This is a genomic window from Kribbella sp. NPDC031520 (assembly GCF_055580825.1).
This window is the reverse complement of the sequence record NZ_JBVIKS010000002.1, coordinates 448266-467598: the sequence shown is the minus strand read 5'-3', so window position 1 is coordinate 467598 and position 19333 is coordinate 448266. Positions and strand designations below refer to the sequence as shown.

Genomic DNA, 19333 nt, shown 5'->3' with positions numbered 1-19333 from the left:
GGCTAACCCGTCCGAGGATACGGGGGCTAGCACCATCGTTGAAGGGTCTGGGAGGCCCTAGGGTTACCGGCATGTCGATTGGGCACGTCAGATTCACAGTGGTCATTCCTGCCTTCAACGAGGAGCGGCTGATCGGGGAGTGTTTGCGGTCGCTCGCGGAGCAGGACTTCGCCGGCGGGGTCGAAGTGGTTGTGGTTGACAACAACTGCACCGATCGGACGGCGGAGATCGCTCGGTCGTACGGCGCGGTGGTGGTGCGCGAGGAGGTACCCGGTGTATGCGCGGCGCGGCACCGGGGGAGCGCGGTGGCGCGGGGCGAGATCGTGGTGTCGAGCGACGCGGACACCGTCTTCGACGCGGGCTGGTTGTCACGGATCGACCGGAGCTTCCGGGACGATCCGGAGCGCGTGGCGGTGGCGGGCCCGTGCACGTATGTCGGTGGGCCGTGGTGGGGGCGGGTGTACGCCGGCATCCTGTTCGACCTGGTGCATCTGGTGTACCGGGCCACCGGGCGGGTCATGTACGTGACGGCAACCAACATCGCGTTCCGGAAGGACGTCTGGTCGGGGTACGACCTGACCGGGACCCAGGGCGCGGACGAACTGGGGTTGCTGGGGCAGTTGCGGGCGCGCGGGCGCGTGGCTTTCGACCGGGCCAACCCGACTTTCACGTCCGCGCGACGGCTGGCGCGTGGGCTGGTCTACAACGTGGCGGTGTCGTTCCTCTTCTACTACGCGCTCGCGGTGATGGTGAACCGCGTCGCCGGACGGCCGGTGATCGGTACGGCGCCGGCGTTCCGGAGCCAGACCGTGGAGCGCTGGAGGTCCGGTCCGCGAGCGCAGCGGATCAGGGCGAGAGCAATCGGGCTGGCCTGGTTGGCGGCGATCGTTGCCGGCGCGATCGTGGCGGCCGGGCTGGTGGAGAACACCTGGCTGGCGAAGCGGTGAGCGCGCGGACGATCTCACGGTACGGCGCCGGCGCCGGTTTGGCGGTCGGTACGGCGTACTGGTTCATGATGTCGCCGTACTCGCAGGCTCTCGGCCGGTTCCCGTACCGCGGGCCGGCCGGCGAACGTGCGGTCGCGCTCACCTTCGACGACGGCCCGAACGAGCCGTACACCTCGCAGCTCGCGGACTACCTCGACGAGGAGGACATCCGGGCAACGTTCTTCCAAGTGGGCAAGGCCGTTCAGCGACACCCCGAGGTGACGAAGCGGCTGGTGTCGACGGGGCACGTGGTCGGGCTGCACGGACATACGCACGAGTTCACGCAGTACCTCCGCCGCCGTACCCTCGCCGACGAACTGGAACGAGGGACGGCCGCCTTCGCCGAGCTCGGCATCAGCCCGGCGCTCTATCGCCCACCGTGGCTGCTCCGAATCCCCGCGCTGCCCGACCTCCTCGAGCAGCACGGTCTCGAAGTGGTGTCCGGCGAGTTCTGCCACCTCCTGGAAGTGGCCCAACCCAGCGCGCAGCGGATCGCCGCCCAGGCCCTCCGCACCACCCGGCCCGGCTCGATCATCATCTTCCACGACGGCTGGGACGGAAAATCCGCCGACCGAGCCGCAACCGTCGAGGCCGTAAAGCTACTGGTTCCCCGCCTACGCGCCCAGGGCTACACCTTCACCACAGTCGACAAGCTGCTCGGACTACCCGCCTACCAGCAATCCGGGCCCGTGCGACGCGTGGATCGGCGGGAGACGGTCGGCCCAGGGCGAAGCTGATTCGAGCTGGGCGGCGAGGCGGAAGAGGGTTGCTTCGTCGCCGAACGGAGCCAGGAAGTGGACGCCGATCGGTAGGTTGGCGGCGTTCTGCCAAAGAGGGACGGACATCGCGGGGTTCCCGGTGAGGTTGGCGACGATGCCCGCGTAGCGGACGGTCGGGCCGCTGACTTCGATCGAGCGCCATGGGTCGTCGGGGGTCGAGTAGATGGTGCCGATCGACGGCGGTGGGGTGGACATTGTCGGTGTGAGGAACGTGTCGATCGTGGTGAGGAACTGCGCGACGCGGCGGGTGAAGCGCTGGAGTTCCTCGATCGCCGTCAGCCACTCGGCGGCGGTCACCTGTGGTGAAGGCCGGCCAGTCGGTCTCGACGACCTCATGGCCGAGCGAGTCGCACAGCCGGGCGGCGTGCTCGACCGCGGCGACGCAGTCGGGATGGCCGAGATCGCCGTCCGGCGTCCGCGCGGTGTACCCGATCCGCAGCCGCCCGGGGTCGCGGCCGACCTCGTCCAGGAACGGGCGGTCCGGCGGTGGCGCGCAGTACGGGTCGCCGAGCGCCGGACCGGAGGTCGCGTCGAGCAGTGCCGCGCTGTCCCGGACCGATCGGGTCAGCGCGTGCTCCACCGCGCTGCCGGCCGCCACGTCGCCGTACCCCGGGCCGAGTGGGTTACGCGCCCTGGTCGGCTTCAGCCCGAACAGGCCGCAGGCGGACGCGGGGTAGCGCAGCGAACCGCCCAGGTCGTTGCCATGGGCAAAGGGCGTGCGTCGACACGTTGCCGGCCAGGAACCGGGAGCCCTCGGTGAACCGTACGCCGGCCATCTCGCACGCGAGATCCTTGAGCAGGTACGGCACACCCGCGAACGGGCCTGACGGACCGCGCTCAGCTGTCTCGAGCGCCTGCTCGAAGATCGGAGTAACTACGGCGTTCAGCACCGGGTTGAGGGCTTCGACGCGGGCGATCGCGGCCTCGACCAGTTCCACCGCGGTGACCTCACCGCGGTGGACCAGGTCGGCCTGTCCGGTCGCGTCGAGCCGCGACAGCTCGTCGGTCATGTCCTGAGTATGGACCTCACGATCAGCCTGCGGTGGAGACGTAACTGAGCGGAAAGGTGCGGGCGCGAGGGGTCGCGTTCGGCCGGGCGCGGTGGTTTCATGGGGTACCCGCCGCCCCGAGGGAGTTTGCTGATGCGTCGATTGCTGGTTCTGTTGCTCGGTCTGTCGATGCTCGGGTTGAGCAGTGTGCGGGCGCAGGCGGCGCCGGGTGGGGATCGGGACGTCATCGTCCAGCTGTTCGAATGGAACTGGGCTTCGGTCGGGCGCGAGTGTGGGGCGGTGCTCGGGCCCAAGGGGTACGGCGCTGTGCAGGTTTCGCCGCCTCAGGAGCATGTCGTGGTCGCCGGGTATCCGTGGTGGCAGGACTATCAGCCGGTCAGCTACAAGATCGACCAGACCCGGCGCGGAACGCGCAGCGACTTTGTTGCCATGGTCAACAGTTGTCATGCGGCCGGCGTGAAGGTTTACGTGGATGCCGTGATCAACCACATGACCGGCGGATCGTCGGGCGGGGTGGGGAGTGCGGGGTCGTCGTACACGCACTACGACTATCCGGGGATCTACCAAACGCTGGACTTCCATCATTGCGGCCGGAACGGGAACGACGACGTCGTCAACTACTTCGACCGGTACGAAGTCCAGAACTGCGAGCTCGTCGACCTGGCGGATCTGGCGACCGAGACCGATGACGTGCGCGGGAAGATCGCGGCGTACCTGAACGATCTGCTGTCGATCGGGGTCGACGGGTTCCGGCTGGACGCGTCGAAGCACATGCCGGCCGACGACATCGCGGCGATCAAGGCGCGGTTGTCGCGGTCGGCGTACATCTACCAAGAGGTCATCTACGGCGACGGCGAGCCGATCACACCGGACGAGTACGTCGGGAACGGGGACGTGCTCGAGTTCCGGTACGGGAAGGATCTGGCGAAGATCTTCAACACCGAGAAGCTGGCGTACCTGCGGACGTTCGCGGAGCCGCTGCCGTCGAACGATGCGGTGGTGTTCACGGACAACCACGACACGCAGCGCGGCGGCGGGGTGCTGACGTTCCGCGACAACGGGCGGTACGCGATGGCGAACGCGTTCATGCTGGCCTGGACGTACGGTACGCCGAAGGTGATGTCGAGCTACGAGTACAGCTCGAACGACGAGGGCCCGCCGTCGACCAGTACGGGGCAGACCGTGGACACGACGTGCTTCACGAACCGCTGGCGGTGCGAGCACGAGTGGCGGGTGATCGCCAACATGGTTGCCTTCCACAACGCCGTACGGGGGACCGGTGTGACCGAGTGGTGGGACAACGGGAACGACGCGATCGCGTTCGGCCGCGGTACCACGGGCTACCTCGTCCTCAACGACGAGAGCTCTGCACTGACCGGTCGAAGCTTCCACACCGACCTTCCGGCCGGGGTGTACTGCGACGTATTCCACGGGGACTACACGCCCGGGCATTGCAGCGGCCCGACGTACGCCGTCGACTCGGGCGGCTGGTTCCGCGCCGACATCGCAGCCACCGACGGCCTGGCCCTGCACGCCGCCGCCCGGGTGTCTTAATCGATTGACGCCGCCGGTCGCGGGCTGATCTGCTGGGGAAACGTGCGCCGGACGAGCCGGCGCAGACCGGAAGGAGGGAAGCCGATGTCTGTCCTGTCCTGCAGCTTCGCTCTGAAAGGTTCATCGGTTTGGCTTTCGCACGTTCGTTCAGTTGTGAGCACTGCGGCGTAGAGGTCTCCCTCGACGCCCCCGGCACCACCCACCGCAACCACTGCCCGAGCTGTCTGTGGTCCCGGCACCTGGACCGCAACGTCCCAGGTGACCGCAAGGCCGACTGCTCCGGCGGCATGGAACCCATAGCAGTCACCGTCCGCGGCGAGGGCCGCTGGGTCCTCATCCACCGCTGCACCAACTGCGGCCGCCTCCGCCTCAACAAGACCGCCGGCGACGACAACGCCCTGCTCCTCATGCGCCTGGCAGCCCTGCCACTCAGCATGCCTTTCATCCCGTTCGCCCCCGACCCCCAACCAGAACCCACCCGCAAACCACGAGCCCGCAAGGCGAAGCCGTCACCGAACGGGGCGCCGACGTACGGTGAGTGGCATGGGTCATGAGTCCGACTTCGGCGAGATTGTTGATCGGCGTACGGCGAACTCGATGAAGTGGGCGGGTGCCGAGCAGTGGCTGGCCGCCGACGAGATCGCGGCCGATCCGTTGCCGATGTGGGTTGCGGACATGGACTTTCGGTCGCCCCGCCCGGTGATCGATGCGCTGCACGACGCTGTCGAGTACGGCGTGTTCGGGTACGCGGCCGGGCCGACCGAAGGCTATCTGGATGCGGTGACGGGGTGGCAGGCGAAACGGTTCGGGTGGGAGGTGCCGCGGGAGTGGGTGGTGGTGACGGCGGGGATCATCACCACCCTCAAGACCGTGGTGCAGGCGTTCTCCGCGCCGGGGGATTCGGTGCTGATCCAGCCGCCGGTCTACGTGCACTTCCACCAGGACGTACTGCTGAACGGTCGCCGGCTCGCCTACGCACCCTTGGAACGGACGGCCAACGGCTACCGATTCAACGCCGCCAGCTTCGAGGCTGCGATCCGGCCGGACACGAAGCTGTTCATTCTCAGCCACCCGCACAATCCCACCGGCAACGTGTGGTCGGAGGACGAGCTGCGGACGATGGGGGAGATCTGCGCGCGGCACGGCGTACTGGTCGTGGCTGACGAGATCCACCAGGACCTGATCATGAATCCGGACAAGCGGCACGTCCCGTTCGCATCGCTGGGACCGGACTTCGCGCGGAACAGCATCACGTGTACGGCGCCGAGCAAGACGTTCAACCTGCCCGGACTGCAGTGCGCCAACGTGTTCGTACCCGATCCACGCGTCCGCGCGGAGCTCGCCCGCCAGTACGAACGGAACCTGTTCCCGATCGTCAACCTGCTCGGGATGGTCGCGGGCGAGGCGGCCTACCGGTACGGCGAACCGTGGCTGGAGGAGCTGCTCCCGTACGTCCGCGATAACCACCGCCAGTTCGCGGACGCCGTACATGCCGCCACCGACAAGCTCCACGTCCTCCCGGCCGACTCGCTGTACCTGGCCTGGATGGACTGCCGCGCTCTCGGACTGGACGCCCAGGCCCTGGACAAGTTCATGCTCACCAAAGCCCGGCTGTGGTTCGACAAGGGCCAGAAGTTCGGCCACGAGGGCCACGGCTACCTGCGCGTCAACCTCGGCTGCCCACGGGCGACCGTCGACGAAGCCATCACCCGTCTGACAGCGGCCCTCTGAAACACGGTCAGATCGGCGCAGGCCCAGTCGGCGGCGGCCCAGGCTCCGTCGGCTCCGGCGGATCGATGATCGTGACAACCTCGGACGGGCGGGTGCTGGGGTCAGTCCGGTTGGTGCAGGGTGAGCTGGCGGCGGTGGAAGTCGTAGTGCTGGGTAGGGAAGTGGTAGATGTCCGCCAGCGTCATGTAGTCGTCGAAGAACGGATCCCACCTGTCGGGGTAGTGCATGCCGCGGGCGAGATCAGCGTCGGACTCGGCATCGAGGCGACGGTGCAGTTTCGCGGCCGTGTGGTCGAACATGACGATCATGCGCTGCGGGCTGACGGTGTGACCGGCGGCCCACGAGCCGAGGAAGTTCACGGTGTCGAACGGGCGCGTTCCGGCGTTGAGGACACGGGCGTACCCGCGTCCCACTGCTGGAGGTAACCGCCCGAACAGCCTCACCAGCCGCAGCAGCGCCCCGACGATCAGGTAGCCGAGCAACATGTGGAAGAGCAGCTGGCGGTTGTTCCAGCGGGTGCCGTCGGACGGCCTCCGCAGGTCGTCGCGATCGGCTCCTCCGACGAGCCGGCGGAAGTCGGCGCGGGTTCTCTCGAGCTCGTCGTGCACAGCAGCTCTGTCCACATTCTCATGGCACCACGGCAGCGGCTGCGGCGACAGAACCTGGTGGACTCTCCGCTGAGGATTCAGGTTGTACTGAATTCAGCGGTGGATGTATCGTCGCGGCATGAGTGACGGACCTGGGGTGGTCGTGGACGCGGCGGCGCTGGCTCGGGTGGGTACGGCGCTGGCGGACGAGAACCGGCGGCGGTTGCTGCTGGCACTCCTCGCCGAGCCCGCGTTTCCTTCGGATCTTGCCGATCGGCTCGGGATGACGCGCGGAAACGTGTCGAACCACCTCGCATGTCTGCGTGGCTGTGGTCTGGTGCGGACCGTGCCGGTCGGGCGCCGTGTGCGGTACGAGCTGGCCGACCCGAAGCTGGCGCGGGCGCTGGCCGACCTGGCGGCGCTCGTCCTGCTCGTGGACCACGCGGGCGACACCGCGTGCGACCCGGAGGACTACGCCTGCGCAGCGGGCGACCCGCTGCACGACGGCGCACTTCAGGCCCATGCGCTTCAGGCCGACCCGCTTCAGGCCGACCCGCTTCGAAGCGGCCTGGTGAAGGCGGGCGGGGCGCGGCGTGGCTGACGTTTGCTGTGCGACCGATGCTCCGGGCGTCTCGGAGGAGGAAGCCGCGGCGCCACCGGCTGCGGTCTGGCAGGTTCGTGAGTTGCAGGCGGCCGCCGTGGCCGGTGTGCTGCTGCTCGCCGCGATCTTCGTGCCCGGCACAGCCGCCCGAGTGCTCGAGCTGGCGGCGCTAGTCATCGGAGCGGCGACCTTCGTACCCGGGACCCTCCGCGCATTGCGCCGCGGCAGACTCGGAGTCGGCTTGCTGATGACCCTCGCCGCCGTCGGCGCGGTTGCCCTGGGCAACTACGGTGAGGCGGCGATGCTGGCGGTACTGTTCTCGATCGCCGAAGGGCTCGAGGAGTACGCCGTCGCCCGTACGCAGCACGGCCTCCGCGCACTGCTCAGCCTGGTGCCGCCAACCGCGACGGTGCTGCGTGGTGGCGCCCAGGTCGTACTCGCGCCCGACGAGCTCCGGGTCGGCGACGTGCTGCTCGTGAAGCCGGGGGAGCGGGTCGCGACGGACGGCGTGGTGTCGTCCGGCCGCAGCGCGCTGGACATGTCGGTGGTCACCGGTGAATCGGTCCCGGTCGAGGTCGGAGCCGGAGCAGAGGTTTTCGCCGGCGCGGTCAACGGTGCAGGGGTTCTCGAGGTCACCGTGACCGCGACCGCGGCCGACAACTCGCTGGCGCGACTGGTGCACGTCGTGCACGACGCCCAGGAACGGAAGGGGTCGAGCCAGCGTCTCGCCGAGCGGCTCGCCCGGCCGCTGGTGCCCGGCGTACTGATCCTGGCCGCCCTGGTCGCCGGTGCGGGCAGTCTGCTCGGCGATCCCGGGGTGTGGATCGGACGTTCGCTCGTGGTCCTGGTGGCGGCCGCTCCGTGTGCGTTCGCGCTGTCGGTGCCGGTCGCGGTGGTGGCTGCGATCGGTACGGCCTCCAAGGCCGGCGTACTGATCAAAGGTGGCGCCGCGGTCGAGGCACTCGGCGCGATCCGGATCGTTGCCCTCGACAAGACCGGAACCCTGACGCGCAACGAACCGGCCGTCGTCGAGGTCGTCGCCGTACCGGGAACCGGCCAGGCCGTCGTCCTGTCCGTAGCCGCAGCGCTCGAGCTCCGCAGCGAGCACCCGCTGGCGGCCGCGATCCTCGCCGCAGCGGGGAACGGCATCAACCCGGCCGACCGTGTGCAAGCCGCACCCGGGCAGGGTTTGACCGGGACGATCGCCGGCCGGCCTGCGCGGTTGGGCAAGCCCGGCTACGTCGAAGCCGGCGCACTGCTGCCCGACGTGGAGCGTCTGCAGGACGCAGGCGCGACCGTGGTACTGGTCGAGCACGACCGCGTACTACTGGGTGCTATCGGTGTACGCGACGAGATCAGGCCGGAGGCCGCCGAGGCGGTGGCGATGCTCCGGCGCCAAGGTGTCGAGCTGGTGATGCTGACCGGCGACAACGCCCGGACGGCGGCCGCGATCGCCGCTCAGGCAGGTATCGCGGATGTCCGCGCGGAGCTGCTGCCGGACGACAAGGCCCGGATCGTCCGCGAACTGCAGGCTCGCGGCCCGGTCGCAATGGTCGGCGACGGGATCAACGACGCGCCCGCGCTGGCGACCGCGGACGCGGGGATCGCGATGGGTGCGATGGGCAGCGACGTCGCGATCGAGGCGGCCGATGTCGCGCTGATGGGCGCGGACCTGCGCCGGCTGCCCGACGCGATCGCGCACGCCCGGTCCGCGCGCGGGATCTTCACCCAGAACCTGCTGCTGTCCGGCGGGATCCTCGTCACGTTGGTCCCGCTGGCTGCGACCGGCCTACTGGGCCTGGCCGCGGTGATCGCCTCGCACGAGCTGGCCGAGGTCCTGGTGATCGCCAACGGCATCCGGGCCGGCCGCAAGAAGCATCTGCCCGCGCACCGTGCTCTCAGGCCGGCACAGCAGGCTCGCGCCGCCGTCGTTCCACCGACCGTCACAGCACCCGCCGGCAGGCAGCTGCTCATGCTCACGCCGCAACGATCCTGCTGCGACGACCGTTGTACCTGCGACGTCAGGGGTTGAAGAGTTTCCACTCGCCTTCGGAGATGACCTCTGGCTTGCCGTCGACGACCTTGATCGCGGTGTCGTCGTCGATGGCGTACGTCGGGACCGGGACGGTGGAGGCCCAGCGTTCGATGTTCTCCGGGGTGGTGTCCTCCATGTCCGCGCGGCCGAGGTGCGGGTACAGCGTGAAGTCGACCAGCCCGAGCGGCTGAGCGTGCGATGCCATGTCGCTGCCCTCCGGGACGAACTCGAGGTCGAACTCCCAGTCGCAGTTGTACGGTGTCAGCGCGATGCTCCCCGCGCTGACGCCGACGTAGACGAGGTCCAGCGACGGCAACAGTTCGGCGATACCCGACTTCCGCAGCCAGTAGCTCAGATACAGGACGTCGCCGCCCCAAACCAGCAACGCATCCGTCTCCCGCAGCGTCGGCACCCAGCTCTTCTCCTGGATCGACGGCAGCGCGGTCAGCTCGAGCAGTCCCAGCGACTTCCACCCGAGCTCCAGCATCGGCCCCTTGACCGCGCGCCACGCCTTCTCACCGCCACCGGGAAACGGGTAGATCCCGGTCGGCACGAACAACGCACTCGCCTCCGAGATCGGCTTCCCGAGCAACTCGACGAGCGCGTTGGTGATACTCGCGTTCCTGATCCCCGACGACGTCAGCAGAAGTTTCGGCACGGACCCGATGATGCCGTGCAGGCGTACGCGCTGTGAAGACCCGTACGCCTGATGCGACTCAGTTGCATCTGATCCGCAACAGGGGTTTACTGGCGATTCGTGAGGCGAATGGACGTGACGCGGCGCGAGTGGATGTCGGTCGGCGCGATGGCGGCGTTCGTACTGGTCCTGCACCTGATCGGCTGGGGCGTGCTCGCGCTGATCGTGGCCCCGCGGCATTACCTGCTCGGGTCGGCCGGCGTCTTCGGGGTCGGTCTCGGTGTCACTGCGTACACGCTCGGTATGCGGCACGCGTTCGACGCCGACCACATCGCGGCGATCGACAACACCACCCGCAAGCTGATGGCCGACGGGCGGCGGCCGTTGTCGGTCGGGTTCTGGTTCTCGCTCGGCCACTCGACCGTCGTGTTCGTACTGTGCTTCCTGCTCGGCATCGGCGTCCGGACGCTGGCCGGACAGGTCACGGACGGCTCGTCGCGGCTGCAGCAGCTCACCGGCGTGGTCGGAACGGCGGTCTCCGGCGTCTTCCTGTACCTGATCGCCGCGCTCAACCTCGGCGTCCTCGTTGCCGTGGTCAAGATGTTCCGCCGGATGCGCACCGGCGGGTACGACGAGGCGACGCTCGAGCAGCACCTGAACAACCGCGGCTTCCTGAACCGCCTCCTGTCCGGCGTGACGAAGACGGTCACGCGGCCGTGGCAGATGTACCCGGTCGGCCTCCTGTTCGGTCTCGGGTTCGACACCGCGACCGAGGTGAGCCTGCTCGTCCTGGCCGGCGGCGCGGCCGCGTTCAGCCTGCCGTGGTACGCCGTACTCACCCTGCCGATCCTGTTCGCCGCCGGGATGAGCCTGCTCGACACGATCGATGGCTGCCTGATGAACTTCGCGTACGGGTGGGCGTTCGCGAAGCCGGTCCGGAAGGTGTACTACAACATCACGATCACCGGGCTGTCGGTCGCGGTCGCGCTGGTGATCGGCAGCATCGAGCTGATCTCGATCCTCACCGACAAGCTGCACATCGAGCACGGTCCGCTGGCGGCGATCGCGGGCGTCGATCTGAACTACGTCGGGTACGCGATCGTCGGCCTGTTCGTGATCACCTGGCTCGGCGCGCACGCGGTGTGGAAGTTCGGCCGGATCGAGGAGAAGTGGTCCGGCTCCCTATGATCGGACGTTGAGCTGCGGCAGGTTGCGGATGAAGCGGGACGAGCGGTCGGCCTGGTTGACGTAGCCGCGGCCCTCGTAGAACTTGTGCGCCTCGGTGCGGTAGTTCGAACTGGTGACCTCGAAGCGGACGCAGCCCTGGCTCACGGCGAACGATTCCGCGGCCGCCATCAGTTCGGTCGCGATCCCTCGGCGGCGGGCCCGGTCGGCGACGACCAGCGCCACGATCCGTCCCGAAGAACCGTCGAACTGGATGAACGGCTCGGTGTGTACCGCCACCAGTCCGAGAAGGTTGCCGTCGGCATCGGCGACGAGGACGGCGCTGGCCGGGTCGTCCGCCCAGGACTTGAGCCGGGCGGTCGTCGCGTCCGGGTCGTCCTGTGGATAGCCGAGTTGGCCGAGCAGCTCGTTCACGGCTGCGGTGTCGGTGGGTTCCGCCGGCCGGATCATGCGATCGGGATGTCGAAGTAGGTGTGCGGATACGGCTCGTCGCGCAGGGCGTAGTGCCACCACTCGCAGTCGTACCGCTCGAAGCCGGCGGCCTCCATCACGACCGCGAGCGTTTCGCGGGTGTCGGCCTGCGCCGCGCTGATGCCGGAGGCACCGTGGCGGGAGATCGAGTCCATCAGGTCGTGATCACCGCCCATGTCCGCCAGTTCGCCGGTGTCCAGGTGGTACAGCGTCAGGTCGACCGCACTTCCGCGGGTGTGTCCCGATCGCGTCGCGACGTACCCCTGGGTGAGCATGTCGGCCCGTTCGATGTTCGGGTAGTGCCGCGGTTTCGTCCGGCCGTCCTCGGGCAGTTCGGACCAGCGCACGAAGTTGTCGACGGCCCGTTGCGGGCGGTACCCGTCCCACAAGAGCAGGCCGAACCCGAGCGGCTCGGCCTTCTCCTGCGCACGTTCCAGTGCCGCGCACAGCGCACGGGTGCCGACGATCCGGTTCGCCCGGTATCCGTCCACCGGCTTCCCGGTGAAGTTGTCCCAGGTCGCGTACTTCGCGTCCCACCGGATCCCGGCCGCGAACTCGTCGACGTACACGAGGTCGGACATCACCAGAGCCGCCGTCACCGCGGACTCCCCGACAGCGTCACCGACACCAGCTCGTCGATCACCTTGCCGAGCGGCAGCCCGGCCGCTGTCATCATCCGCGGGTACCGGCTGTACGACGTCAGGCCCGGGAAGGTGTTGACCTCGTTGAGGACCACCGACCCGTCCTCCTTGAGGAACAGGTCGACGCGGGCCAGCCCGGTGCAGCCCAGCGCCCGGTACACGGCCTTCGCGGTTTCCTGGACCAGCGAGCGCGTCTCGGCGGGGATGTCGGCCGGAACGATCGGCGTCGAGTTCTCCGAACCGGTCTCCGGCGAGCTCTCCTGGTGGATCTTGAAGAAGCCATGCGACAGCGCGATGTGGTCGACCTCGCCGACGATCAGTTCCGGGTCGTTGCCGAGGATCGCGCAACCGACCTCGCTCGCGACGACAGCCTCCTCGATCAGGATCTTCGAGTCGTACTGTGCCGCGGTCTCGACGGCGTTCGCCAGCTCGTCCGCCTGCGTCACCTTGCTGACGCCGAACGACGACCCTGACCGGGCCGGCTTCACGAACACGGGGTAGCTGAACTGCTCGGGGTCGATCGTCTCCTTCGCGCCGACGATCCGGAAGTTCGGCGTCGCGATGCCCGCGCTCTGCACGACCAGGTACGTCAGCGTCTTGTCCATGCACAACACCGAGCTCTGGATGTCGCAGCCGGCGTACGGGATGCCGGAGAGCTCGAGCAGACCCTGCATCGCGCCGTCCTCGCCGCGCTTGCCGTGCAGCACCGGGAGGATCACGTCCAGGTTGATCGTCCGGTACTGCCCGTGCCTGATCCGCGAGCCGAGCCGGTCGGACTCCAGTACGAGCAGACCGCGCACGCTGCTGTCCGGCGACAGTACGACGGGATCGCCGCTCTCCCAGTCCGTGTCCGGACCGTCGCACAGCTTCCAGGCGCCGCTCTGCGCGATGCCGATGTAGTACGGCTCGTACTTCTCGGTGTCGAGGTGCTTCGCGACCTCCCGTGCGGACTTGACCGAGACTCCGTGTTCCTCGGACACGCCGCCGAACAGGATTCCGACCTTCAACTTACTCATGGTGCTTCCTGCTTTCGAAGTTCAGGCAATTGGCAAGGGAGTTCTCGACCATGTCCCGCAGGGCACGGTCGGTGTAGTACGCGGTGTGCGGGCTGATCAGCACGTTGGGCAGTGCCTGGAGTCGCAGCAGCAACGTGCTCTGGATCGGCTTGTTGCTGTGATCGGCGTAGAAGATGCCTTCTTCACCTTCGAGTACGTCGAGCGCGGCGCCGCCGAGCCGGTGTGACTCGAGCGCGTCGGCGAGGGCCTCGGTGTCGATCAGTGCACCGCGTCCGGTGTTCACCACGAACGCACCCGGCTTCAACTGCGCGATGCGCCGGCGATTCAGCAGGTGCTGCGTCTCGGCGGTGAGCGGCGTGTGCAACGTGATCACGTCGCTCTGCTGGAGAAGTTCGTCGAACCCGGCATACTCGGCCGACGTCGCCGGACGGTTGTCGTAGGCAAGCACCCGGCAGCCGAACCCGCGCAGCCGGTCCAGGACCGCGGCGCCGATCCGCCCGGTGCCGACGACGCCGACGGTGAGATCGCGCAGGTCACGCCCACGGACCTCGCTCAGCCGGTAGTCGTGGATGTCGGCCCGCCGGACGACGGACTTCGCGTTCCGTATCGCCATCAGGATCAGCATCAGCGTGTAGTCGGCGACGCTGTCGGGGGAGTAGGCAACGTTCCCGACCTCGATACCGACGCTCGCCGCATAGTCCAGGTCGAGGTGGTTGAAGCCGATACTCCTGGTCGAAACGTACTCGACGCCTGCTCGGCTCAGGGCCCGCAGGGCGTCGTTCGTCACGGGATGCTTGTGGCCGATGCTGACGCAGCGGTTGCCGAAGGACAGGTCCGCGTTCTGCTCGGTCAGCTGGGCACTGGTGATGTTCGGCAGCACACCGAGGCGCGGTGCGAGTTCCCGGAACAGCAGTTCCTCGTCCGGTTCGCAGCCGAAGACCGTGACTCCCGTGGTCAGGACGGGTGCGGAGGCCAGCAGTTCCGCTGGTTCGCCGTAGTTCATGCCTCCCAGTCAAGAACGAGCGGCGTTGCCCTCGCGTATCCGGTTTTCCATATCTCCACGAAATGTCGGCCGGAGCCACCACCGGTACGACGCGAGCGCGGCCAGGCCGGCACCGACGGTGTTCAGCAGTACGTCGTCCACCGAGGACACCCGGTCGAGCTCCAGGACGTACTGCAGTACCTCGACCGTGGTCGAGCAGACCGCACCGAGCAGCAGGATCCGCCGTACGGAGGCGAGTGCCGCGAAGCGCATCGGCGCGAAGAAGCCGAGCGCGGCGAAGATCAGCAGATTGCCGACAATCTGCGGAACCGACATCGTCACCAGGTCGCGGAACGGGACCAGGCTGATCGTGCCGGGTACGAGGCCGGCGCCGCTGTTCGGCAGCATCGTCATCCACACCAGCGGGACCGTCCAGTAGACGATGCCGACCTCGGCCAGTGCGCGTCGCGTTCCCCGGCGGCGGCCCAGGAGCCAGACCGTGAGCGCGGCGACGGGAAACGCGAGGATTGTCAACAATGCGAGCCCGGTGAACGTCGTGAACCAGAAGCGGAGACCGGTCAGAGGCACGTCGTACCGCGGCAGATCGAAGGCATCCGGCCAGTGAACCCGGCCGGATGTTGCCGTGGCGTATCGAAATTCCGATATGCCGGCGATATGTCAGGACGAGCACCAGGTCAGGACGAGCGGCGTCGTCGTTCGCGTTGCGTCAGGTAGAGGTCGAACGCGCGGTACACCAGCGGCCGGAGCGGCAGGTCCCACTCGCCGACGTACCGGACCGCCTCGCCGCCGGTGCCGACCTTGAACTGGATCAGCCCGACATGCGGATCATCGGCGTCCAGCGTCGGGGTGATGCCGCGCAGGCTGTACACGTCGCAGCCCGCCGCCATCGCGTCCCGGATCATCGCCCACTGGCACGCGTTCGATCCGCGCACCTCACGCTTCTCGGTCGCCGACGCGCCGTACGAGTACCAGGCCTGCGCCCCGACCAGCACCATGATCGCGCCCGCCACCAGCTCGCCCTCGTGGTAGGCGAGGTACAGCCGGATCCGGTCCTCGGTACGCAAGGCCGCGAACATGGTTTCGAAGTACTGCAACGGTCGCGGCGTGAAGTGGTCGCGCTCCGCGGTGTGGACGTACAGGTCGTGGAACGCCTTCAGGTCGTCGCCGACGACGACCTCGACACCTTCCTTGGCAGCCTTCTTGATGTTGCGCCGCCACTGCTGGTTCATGCCGCGCAGTACGTCGTCCTCGGAACGGCCCAGCGGGAGCTCGAAGTTGTACTGCGGATGGCCGGTCCCGAATCCGTCCTCCGGGTTCTGCGGCAACCACCCGCCGGCGCGCAACTGCTCCGTCACGTGGGTGCCGACCGGGTTCTTCGTCCCGGGGAGCTCGGACAGCCGGCTGATCCGCGGGTCGGCGACGCCTTCCTTGACCTGTGCGGCGGTCCAGGTCTCCGTACGCACCGGAGGCCCGAGCCGGATCGCGAACGCGCCGTTCGCCTTCAGGTACGCCGCCAGCGGCCGGAGCCATTCGTCCAGCGTGCCGGTCCAGTCGATGACGGGGCCTTCGGCGAGGTACGCCAGCGTGAACCGCTCCAGCCGCGGCACCGGGCGGTGCAGGACGAGCCCGGCGCCGACGAGCCGCTCACCGTCGTACCAGCCGAGCGACTCGCTGCGCCACTCGGTCTTCACGTGCGCCCACGCCGGCGTCTGGAGGAAGCTCACCGAGCGCTGCGCCTGCACGAAGTCGAGGTGCGCGGCCGCGGTGATCGGGCGGACGGTCAGGGTCACTGCTGCATCCTCGGGTCGTGCGTCGGGTCCGCGTACCGCGGCGGGCAGCCGTGCTGGACGGCCTCCGGGCGGAGCTCGTAGTGCCACGGCTCGTTGTCGTAGATCTGGCACAGCCCGTACGCGGCGCCGTGCTCGGAGAGCCAGGCCGTCGCGTCGGAGCGCCCGATGTCGATCGCCTGGCCCTGGACGTGGGGCGAGTTCTGGGGCGTGGCGACCCAGCGGGCGGCCTCCTCCTTCGAGCCGTACTTGTCGACTGCCTGACTCAGCAGTTGAGCCTGGTACGCCGGTGAGCGCCAGCCGCTGTTGACGTAGAAGACGATCCCGTCCCGCGCCGCTGCCGTCGCCGCCCGGCGGAGCGCTCCGAGCAGGTTCGGGTCGAGGTTGACGACGCCCGGGACCGTGTTGTCGAACACCGTGACACCGTCCGGCATCGCGCCGTCCGCCTCGCCGAGACCGCCGCGGTTCGCGGTCGGGATGGAGGTCGCCATGGTCTGGTGGACGAAGACGCCGATGAGCGCCACGTTGGCGAGCAGGAAGGCCGCCCGGATGGTGGATCTGGCCCTGGACCTGGTCCGGGGCGCTGGTTGGCTGACGGTCATATCAGCCAGTGAATGCGCCGGCGTGTTGCCCGCCGGTATCGGGTTTTGGATACGCGGACGATATGACCCAGCACGTAGCATCATCGATATGCGGGTGTTGATCGTCGAGGACGAACCGGAGATGGCCGGTGCGATCCGCGACGGGCTGCGGCTGGAGGCGATCGCGGCCGACGTCGCCGGCGACGGCCACGTCGCGCTGGAGCTGCTCGATCTGAACGCCTACGACATCGCCGTCCTGGACCGCGACATCCCGGGTCCGTCGGGCGACGAGATCGCCGCCCGGATCGTTGCCTCCGGCAGCGGTATGCCGATCCTGATGCTGACCGCCGCGTCGCGGCTGGACGACAAGGCGTCCGGGTTCGAGCTCGGCGCCGACGACTACCTGACCAAACCCTTCGAGTTCCAGGAGCTGGTGCTGCGGTTGCGTGCGCTGGACCGGCGGCGTGCGTACAACCGCCCGCCGGTGCGGGAGATCGCCGGCCTGCGGCTCGACCCGTTCCGGCGCGAGGTCTACCGGGACGGGAAGTACGTCGCGCTGACCCGGAAGCAGTTCGCCGTACTCGAGGTCCTGGTGGCGGCCGAGGGCGGCATAGTCAGCGCGGAGGACCTGCTCGCGCGGGCCTGGGACGAGAACGCCGACCCGTTCACGAACGCCGTCCGGATCACCGTGTCGGCGCTGCGGAAGCGGCTCGGCGAGCCGTGGATCATCGCGACCGTGGCCGGTGCCGGGTACCGGATCGACGCCGATGGATAGGGAGCCCGGCTTCAGCGTCCGGCTGAAGCTCGCGATCAGCTACGCGGGCTTCCTGATGGTCGCGGGGGTCCTGCTGCTGGTCGCCGCCTGGTTCGGGCTGATGCAGTTCAGGTCGGGTGGCGTGATCATCATGACCACGACGTACACGTTCCCGCATCTGCTCTGGCGCTCGTTCGCCCCGGTCGCGGCGGTGGTGATGGCGTTCCTGCTGGTGTTCGGTCTCGTCGGCGGATGGATCCTGGCCGGGCGGATGCTCGACCCGCTGCGCCGGATCACCGAGGCGACCCGGGTCGCGGCGAGCGGGTCGTTGTCGCACCGGATCCGGATGCCCGGGCCGAGCGACGAGTTCCGGGAGCTGGCCGACGCGTTCGACGCGATGCTCGCGCAGCTCGAGGCGCACGTGGCCGAGCAGCAGCGGTTCGCCGCGAACGCGTCCCACGAGCTTCGCACGCCGCTGGCGATCACGCAGACGCTGCTCGACGTCGCCCGCAACGACATGTCGCACGACAACGACGTACTCGTCGACCGGTTGCGTGCGGTCAACACGCGTGCGATCGACCTGACCGAGGCGCTGCTCGTGCTGAGCCGGGCGAACCAGCGCGCGTTCAGCCGCGAACGGGTCGATCTCTCGCTGATCGCGGAGGAGGCGACCGAGACCCTGCTACCGCTGGCCGAGAAGAACGGCATCACGATCGAGACCAGCGGGGAGCAGGCGCCGACCGTCGGCTCGCCCGCGCTGCTTCTGCAGCTGACGACGAACCTTGTGCACAATGCGATTGTCCACAATCTGCCGGATGCGGGGCAGGTGTGGGTGACGACGAGCGTCGACACCCCGACCGTGGTGCTCACCGTCGAGAACACAGGGGAGCAGCTCCCTCCGCACGTGATCTCCACGCTGGTCGAGCCGTTCCAGCGCGGCAGCGAGCGGGTCCGGACCGACAACCACACCGGCGTCGGCCTAGGCCTGGCCATCGTCAAGAGCATCACCCGCGCCCACGACGGCACGCTGACTGTCACGCCGCGGCCCGAGGGCGGCCTGCGGGTGACGGTCGAGATGCCGACCGCCTAGAGCGGGGCGAGCAGGCAGAACTCGTTGCCTTCTGGGTCGGCGAAGACGGTCCACGGGACGTCGCCCTGGCCGATGTCGAGGTCGGTGGCGCCGAGGGTGCGCAGGCGGTCCGCCTCCGCGGCGTGGTCGTCGCCGGGGTACGGGCGGAGGTCGAGGTGGATGCGGTTCAGGCCAGCCTTGGCGTCCGGCGTACGGATGAACTCCAGGTACGGGCCGATCGTCGATCGTAGGACTGCTTGATTGTCGACAATCCTCTGCACGGTCCAGTCCATGGCCTCGCCCCAGAAGCGCGCCATCTCCGCCGGGTCCGTACAGTCGACGACCACCGCAGCCACCGGTCCCGTGTCGCTGTACTCGGGCCGCGGCTCGAGTACACAGAACTCGTTGCCCTCGGGATCGGCGAGCACCGTCCACGGGACGTCGCCCTGGCTGATGTCGATCGGTGTCGCGCCCAGGGTCTTCAGCTTCGCGATCAGCTCCGCCTGGTGCTGCAGGGAGGTGGTCGCGAGGTCGAGGTGGACCCGGTTCTTCACGGTCTTCGGCTCGGGGACCGTGAGTACGTCGATGTAGATCGCGCGCGGGTCCGGGTAGGTGAGGCCGGGCGGCTCGACGTTGGTCTCGTTCGGATCGTCGTTCGTGACCTGCCACCCGAGCGCCTCCGCCCAGAACCGCCCGATCGCCGACTTGTCGTACGCCTTGATCGAAACCTGCACCAACCGAACCGCCATACCCGCCACCCTAATCCGCCCGCTGCCCGCTGTCGTTCGCTTGCCGTCGCTCGCCGCCGCCGAGTCGTGGCGATTGGCTGAGCACCGGTCCGCCGAGTCGTGAATCCGGGCTGAGAATCCGCGCCGAAATCCACGACTCGGCGGGAGGTCGGCGGGG

General features: G+C 68.5%; 22 protein-coding genes and 1 pseudogene. 10 read left to right on the top strand and 13 right to left on the bottom strand.

The annotated features are described in order from the left end of the window. Window positions 1-71 precede the first annotated feature (71 nt). Window positions 72-947: a glycosyltransferase family A protein gene (locus ACZ5BU_RS10940; protein WP_465697619.1), complete on the top strand. Its 876-nt coding sequence runs from the start codon at window positions 72-74 to the stop codon at window positions 945-947. Beyond that, the gene (locus ACZ5BU_RS10935) at window positions 944-1723 is read left to right on the top strand and encodes a polysaccharide deacetylase family protein (protein ID WP_465697617.1); all 780 of its coding nucleotides are present in this window, start codon (window positions 944-946) and stop codon (window positions 1721-1723) included. The genes ACZ5BU_RS10940 and ACZ5BU_RS10935 overlap by 4 nt, the downstream gene beginning before the upstream one ends. Here the strand turns inward: ACZ5BU_RS10935 and ACZ5BU_RS10930 are convergent. From ACZ5BU_RS10930 to ACZ5BU_RS10920, 3 genes and pseudogenes are all read right to left on the bottom strand, one after another. Beyond that, window positions 1649-2101, bottom strand: coding sequence for an amidase family protein (locus tag ACZ5BU_RS10930; RefSeq protein WP_465697615.1), 453 nt, complete (start codon window positions 2099-2101; stop codon window positions 1649-1651). The genes ACZ5BU_RS10935 and ACZ5BU_RS10930 overlap by 75 nt on opposite strands. 36 nt (window positions 2102-2137) lie before the next feature. Beyond that, window positions 2138-2447, bottom strand: a pseudogene (locus ACZ5BU_RS10925) (amidase family protein); the annotation flags it as partial. After that, entirely contained in the window at window positions 2389-2775 is a 387-nt protein-coding gene (locus ACZ5BU_RS10920; protein ID WP_465697613.1) for an amidase family protein, read from the bottom strand. The pseudogene ACZ5BU_RS10925 and the gene ACZ5BU_RS10920, both read right to left, overlap by 59 nt. 132 nt (window positions 2776-2907) lie before the next feature. Here ACZ5BU_RS10920 and ACZ5BU_RS10915 point away from each other — a divergent pair, with 132 nt between their 5' ends. The 3 genes from ACZ5BU_RS10915 (at window position 2908) to ACZ5BU_RS10905 (ending at window position 6060) form a co-directional block, all read left to right on the top strand. After that, the gene (locus ACZ5BU_RS10915; protein ID WP_465697611.1) at window positions 2908-4329 is read left to right on the top strand and encodes an alpha-amylase; all 1422 of its coding nucleotides are present in this window, start codon (window positions 2908-2910) and stop codon (window positions 4327-4329) included. 128 nt (window positions 4330-4457) lie between these two features. Beyond that, window positions 4458-4883: an RNHCP domain-containing protein gene (locus ACZ5BU_RS10910; protein WP_465697609.1), complete on the top strand. Its 426-nt coding sequence runs from the start codon at window positions 4458-4460 to the stop codon at window positions 4881-4883. Further along, window positions 4873-6060 carry a MalY/PatB family protein gene (locus tag ACZ5BU_RS10905; RefSeq protein WP_465697608.1) on the top strand — a complete coding sequence of 396 codons (1188 nt, stop codon included), beginning with the start codon at window positions 4873-4875 and terminating at the stop codon, window positions 6058-6060. The genes ACZ5BU_RS10910 and ACZ5BU_RS10905 overlap by 11 nt, the downstream gene beginning before the upstream one ends. Window positions 6061-6161: 101 nt before the next feature. On the opposite strand, the gene ACZ5BU_RS10900 is transcribed toward ACZ5BU_RS10905, so the two are convergent. Further along, window positions 6162-6683 carry a DinB family protein gene (locus ACZ5BU_RS10900; RefSeq protein WP_465697607.1) on the bottom strand — a complete coding sequence of 174 codons (522 nt, stop codon included), beginning with the start codon at window positions 6681-6683 and terminating at the stop codon, window positions 6162-6164. Between the two features lie 103 nt (window positions 6684-6786). Between ACZ5BU_RS10900 and ACZ5BU_RS10895 the strand changes: the two genes are divergently transcribed. Both ACZ5BU_RS10895 and ACZ5BU_RS10890 read left to right on the top strand, forming a co-directional pair. Further along, entirely contained in the window at window positions 6787-7248 is a 462-nt protein-coding gene (locus tag ACZ5BU_RS10895; RefSeq protein ID WP_465697605.1) for an ArsR/SmtB family transcription factor, read from the top strand. After that, the gene (locus tag ACZ5BU_RS10890) at window positions 7241-9280 is read left to right on the top strand and encodes a heavy metal translocating P-type ATPase (protein WP_465697603.1); all 2040 of its coding nucleotides are present in this window, start codon (window positions 7241-7243) and stop codon (window positions 9278-9280) included. Before ACZ5BU_RS10895 ends, ACZ5BU_RS10890 begins: the two co-directional genes overlap by 8 nt. On the opposite strand, the gene ACZ5BU_RS10885 is transcribed toward ACZ5BU_RS10890, so the two are convergent. Further along, the gene (locus ACZ5BU_RS10885; protein ID WP_465697601.1) at window positions 9270-9941 is read right to left on the bottom strand and encodes a Type 1 glutamine amidotransferase-like domain-containing protein; all 672 of its coding nucleotides are present in this window, start codon (window positions 9939-9941) and stop codon (window positions 9270-9272) included. The two genes, ACZ5BU_RS10890 and ACZ5BU_RS10885, sit on opposite strands and share 11 nt — an antisense overlap. Before the next feature lie 108 nt (window positions 9942-10049). On the opposite strand from ACZ5BU_RS10885, the gene nicT reads away from it, so the two are divergent. Beyond that, window positions 10050-11108 (top strand): Nickel transporter NicT, encoded by a 1059-nt coding sequence (nicT, locus tag ACZ5BU_RS10880; RefSeq protein WP_465697599.1) that lies wholly within the window; start codon window positions 10050-10052, stop codon window positions 11106-11108. On the opposite strand, the gene ACZ5BU_RS10875 is transcribed toward nicT, so the two are convergent. The 7 genes from ACZ5BU_RS10875 to ACZ5BU_RS10845 form a co-directional block, all read right to left on the bottom strand. Beyond that, a complete protein-coding gene (locus tag ACZ5BU_RS10875) occupies window positions 11103-11555 on the bottom strand; it encodes a GNAT family N-acetyltransferase (protein WP_465697597.1) in 453 nt (150 codons plus the stop codon). The two genes, nicT and ACZ5BU_RS10875, sit on opposite strands and share 6 nt — an antisense overlap. Then, window positions 11552-12157, bottom strand: a complete 606-nt coding sequence (gene vanX, locus ACZ5BU_RS10870; RefSeq protein WP_465699239.1) for a D-Ala-D-Ala dipeptidase VanX — start codon at window positions 12155-12157, stop codon at window positions 11552-11554. The genes ACZ5BU_RS10875 and vanX overlap by 4 nt, the downstream gene beginning before the upstream one ends. Window positions 12158-12171: 14 nt before the next feature. Next, a complete protein-coding gene (gene vanA / locus ACZ5BU_RS10865) occupies window positions 12172-13233 on the bottom strand; it encodes a D-alanine--(R)-lactate ligase (RefSeq protein WP_465697595.1) in 1062 nt (353 codons plus the stop codon). After that, the gene (locus ACZ5BU_RS10860) at window positions 13226-14236 is read right to left on the bottom strand and encodes a D-isomer specific 2-hydroxyacid dehydrogenase family protein (RefSeq protein WP_465697593.1); all 1011 of its coding nucleotides are present in this window, start codon (window positions 14234-14236) and stop codon (window positions 13226-13228) included. Before ACZ5BU_RS10860 ends, vanA begins: the two co-directional genes overlap by 8 nt. Before the next feature lie 9 nt (window positions 14237-14245). Next, window positions 14246-14803, bottom strand: coding sequence for a VanZ family protein (locus ACZ5BU_RS10855; protein WP_465697591.1), 558 nt, complete (start codon window positions 14801-14803; stop codon window positions 14246-14248). A 107-nt stretch (window positions 14804-14910) separates the two neighbouring features. Then, entirely contained in the window at window positions 14911-16026 is a 1116-nt protein-coding gene (locus ACZ5BU_RS10850) for a lipid II:glycine glycyltransferase FemX (RefSeq protein ID WP_465697589.1), read from the bottom strand. Further along, window positions 16023-16625: a M15 family metallopeptidase gene (locus ACZ5BU_RS10845; RefSeq protein WP_465697587.1), complete on the bottom strand. Its 603-nt coding sequence runs from the start codon at window positions 16623-16625 to the stop codon at window positions 16023-16025. Before ACZ5BU_RS10845 ends, ACZ5BU_RS10850 begins: the two co-directional genes overlap by 4 nt. Before the next feature lie 88 nt (window positions 16626-16713). Here ACZ5BU_RS10845 and ACZ5BU_RS10840 point away from each other — a divergent pair, with 88 nt between their 5' ends. Together ACZ5BU_RS10840 and ACZ5BU_RS10835 are read left to right on the top strand one after the other, a co-directional pair. Then, window positions 16714-17379 (top strand): response regulator transcription factor, encoded by a 666-nt coding sequence (locus tag ACZ5BU_RS10840; RefSeq protein ID WP_465697585.1) that lies wholly within the window; start codon window positions 16714-16716, stop codon window positions 17377-17379. Continuing rightward, window positions 17372-18448 carry a sensor histidine kinase gene (locus ACZ5BU_RS10835; RefSeq protein WP_465697583.1) on the top strand — a complete coding sequence of 359 codons (1077 nt, stop codon included), beginning with the start codon at window positions 17372-17374 and terminating at the stop codon, window positions 18446-18448. The genes ACZ5BU_RS10840 and ACZ5BU_RS10835 overlap by 8 nt, the downstream gene beginning before the upstream one ends. Here the strand turns inward: ACZ5BU_RS10835 and ACZ5BU_RS10830 are convergent. Beyond that, window positions 18445-19176 (bottom strand): VOC family protein, encoded by a 732-nt coding sequence (locus ACZ5BU_RS10830; RefSeq protein ID WP_465697581.1) that lies wholly within the window; start codon window positions 19174-19176, stop codon window positions 18445-18447. The two genes, ACZ5BU_RS10835 and ACZ5BU_RS10830, sit on opposite strands and share 4 nt — an antisense overlap. Between the last annotated feature and the right edge of the window lie 157 nt (window positions 19177-19333).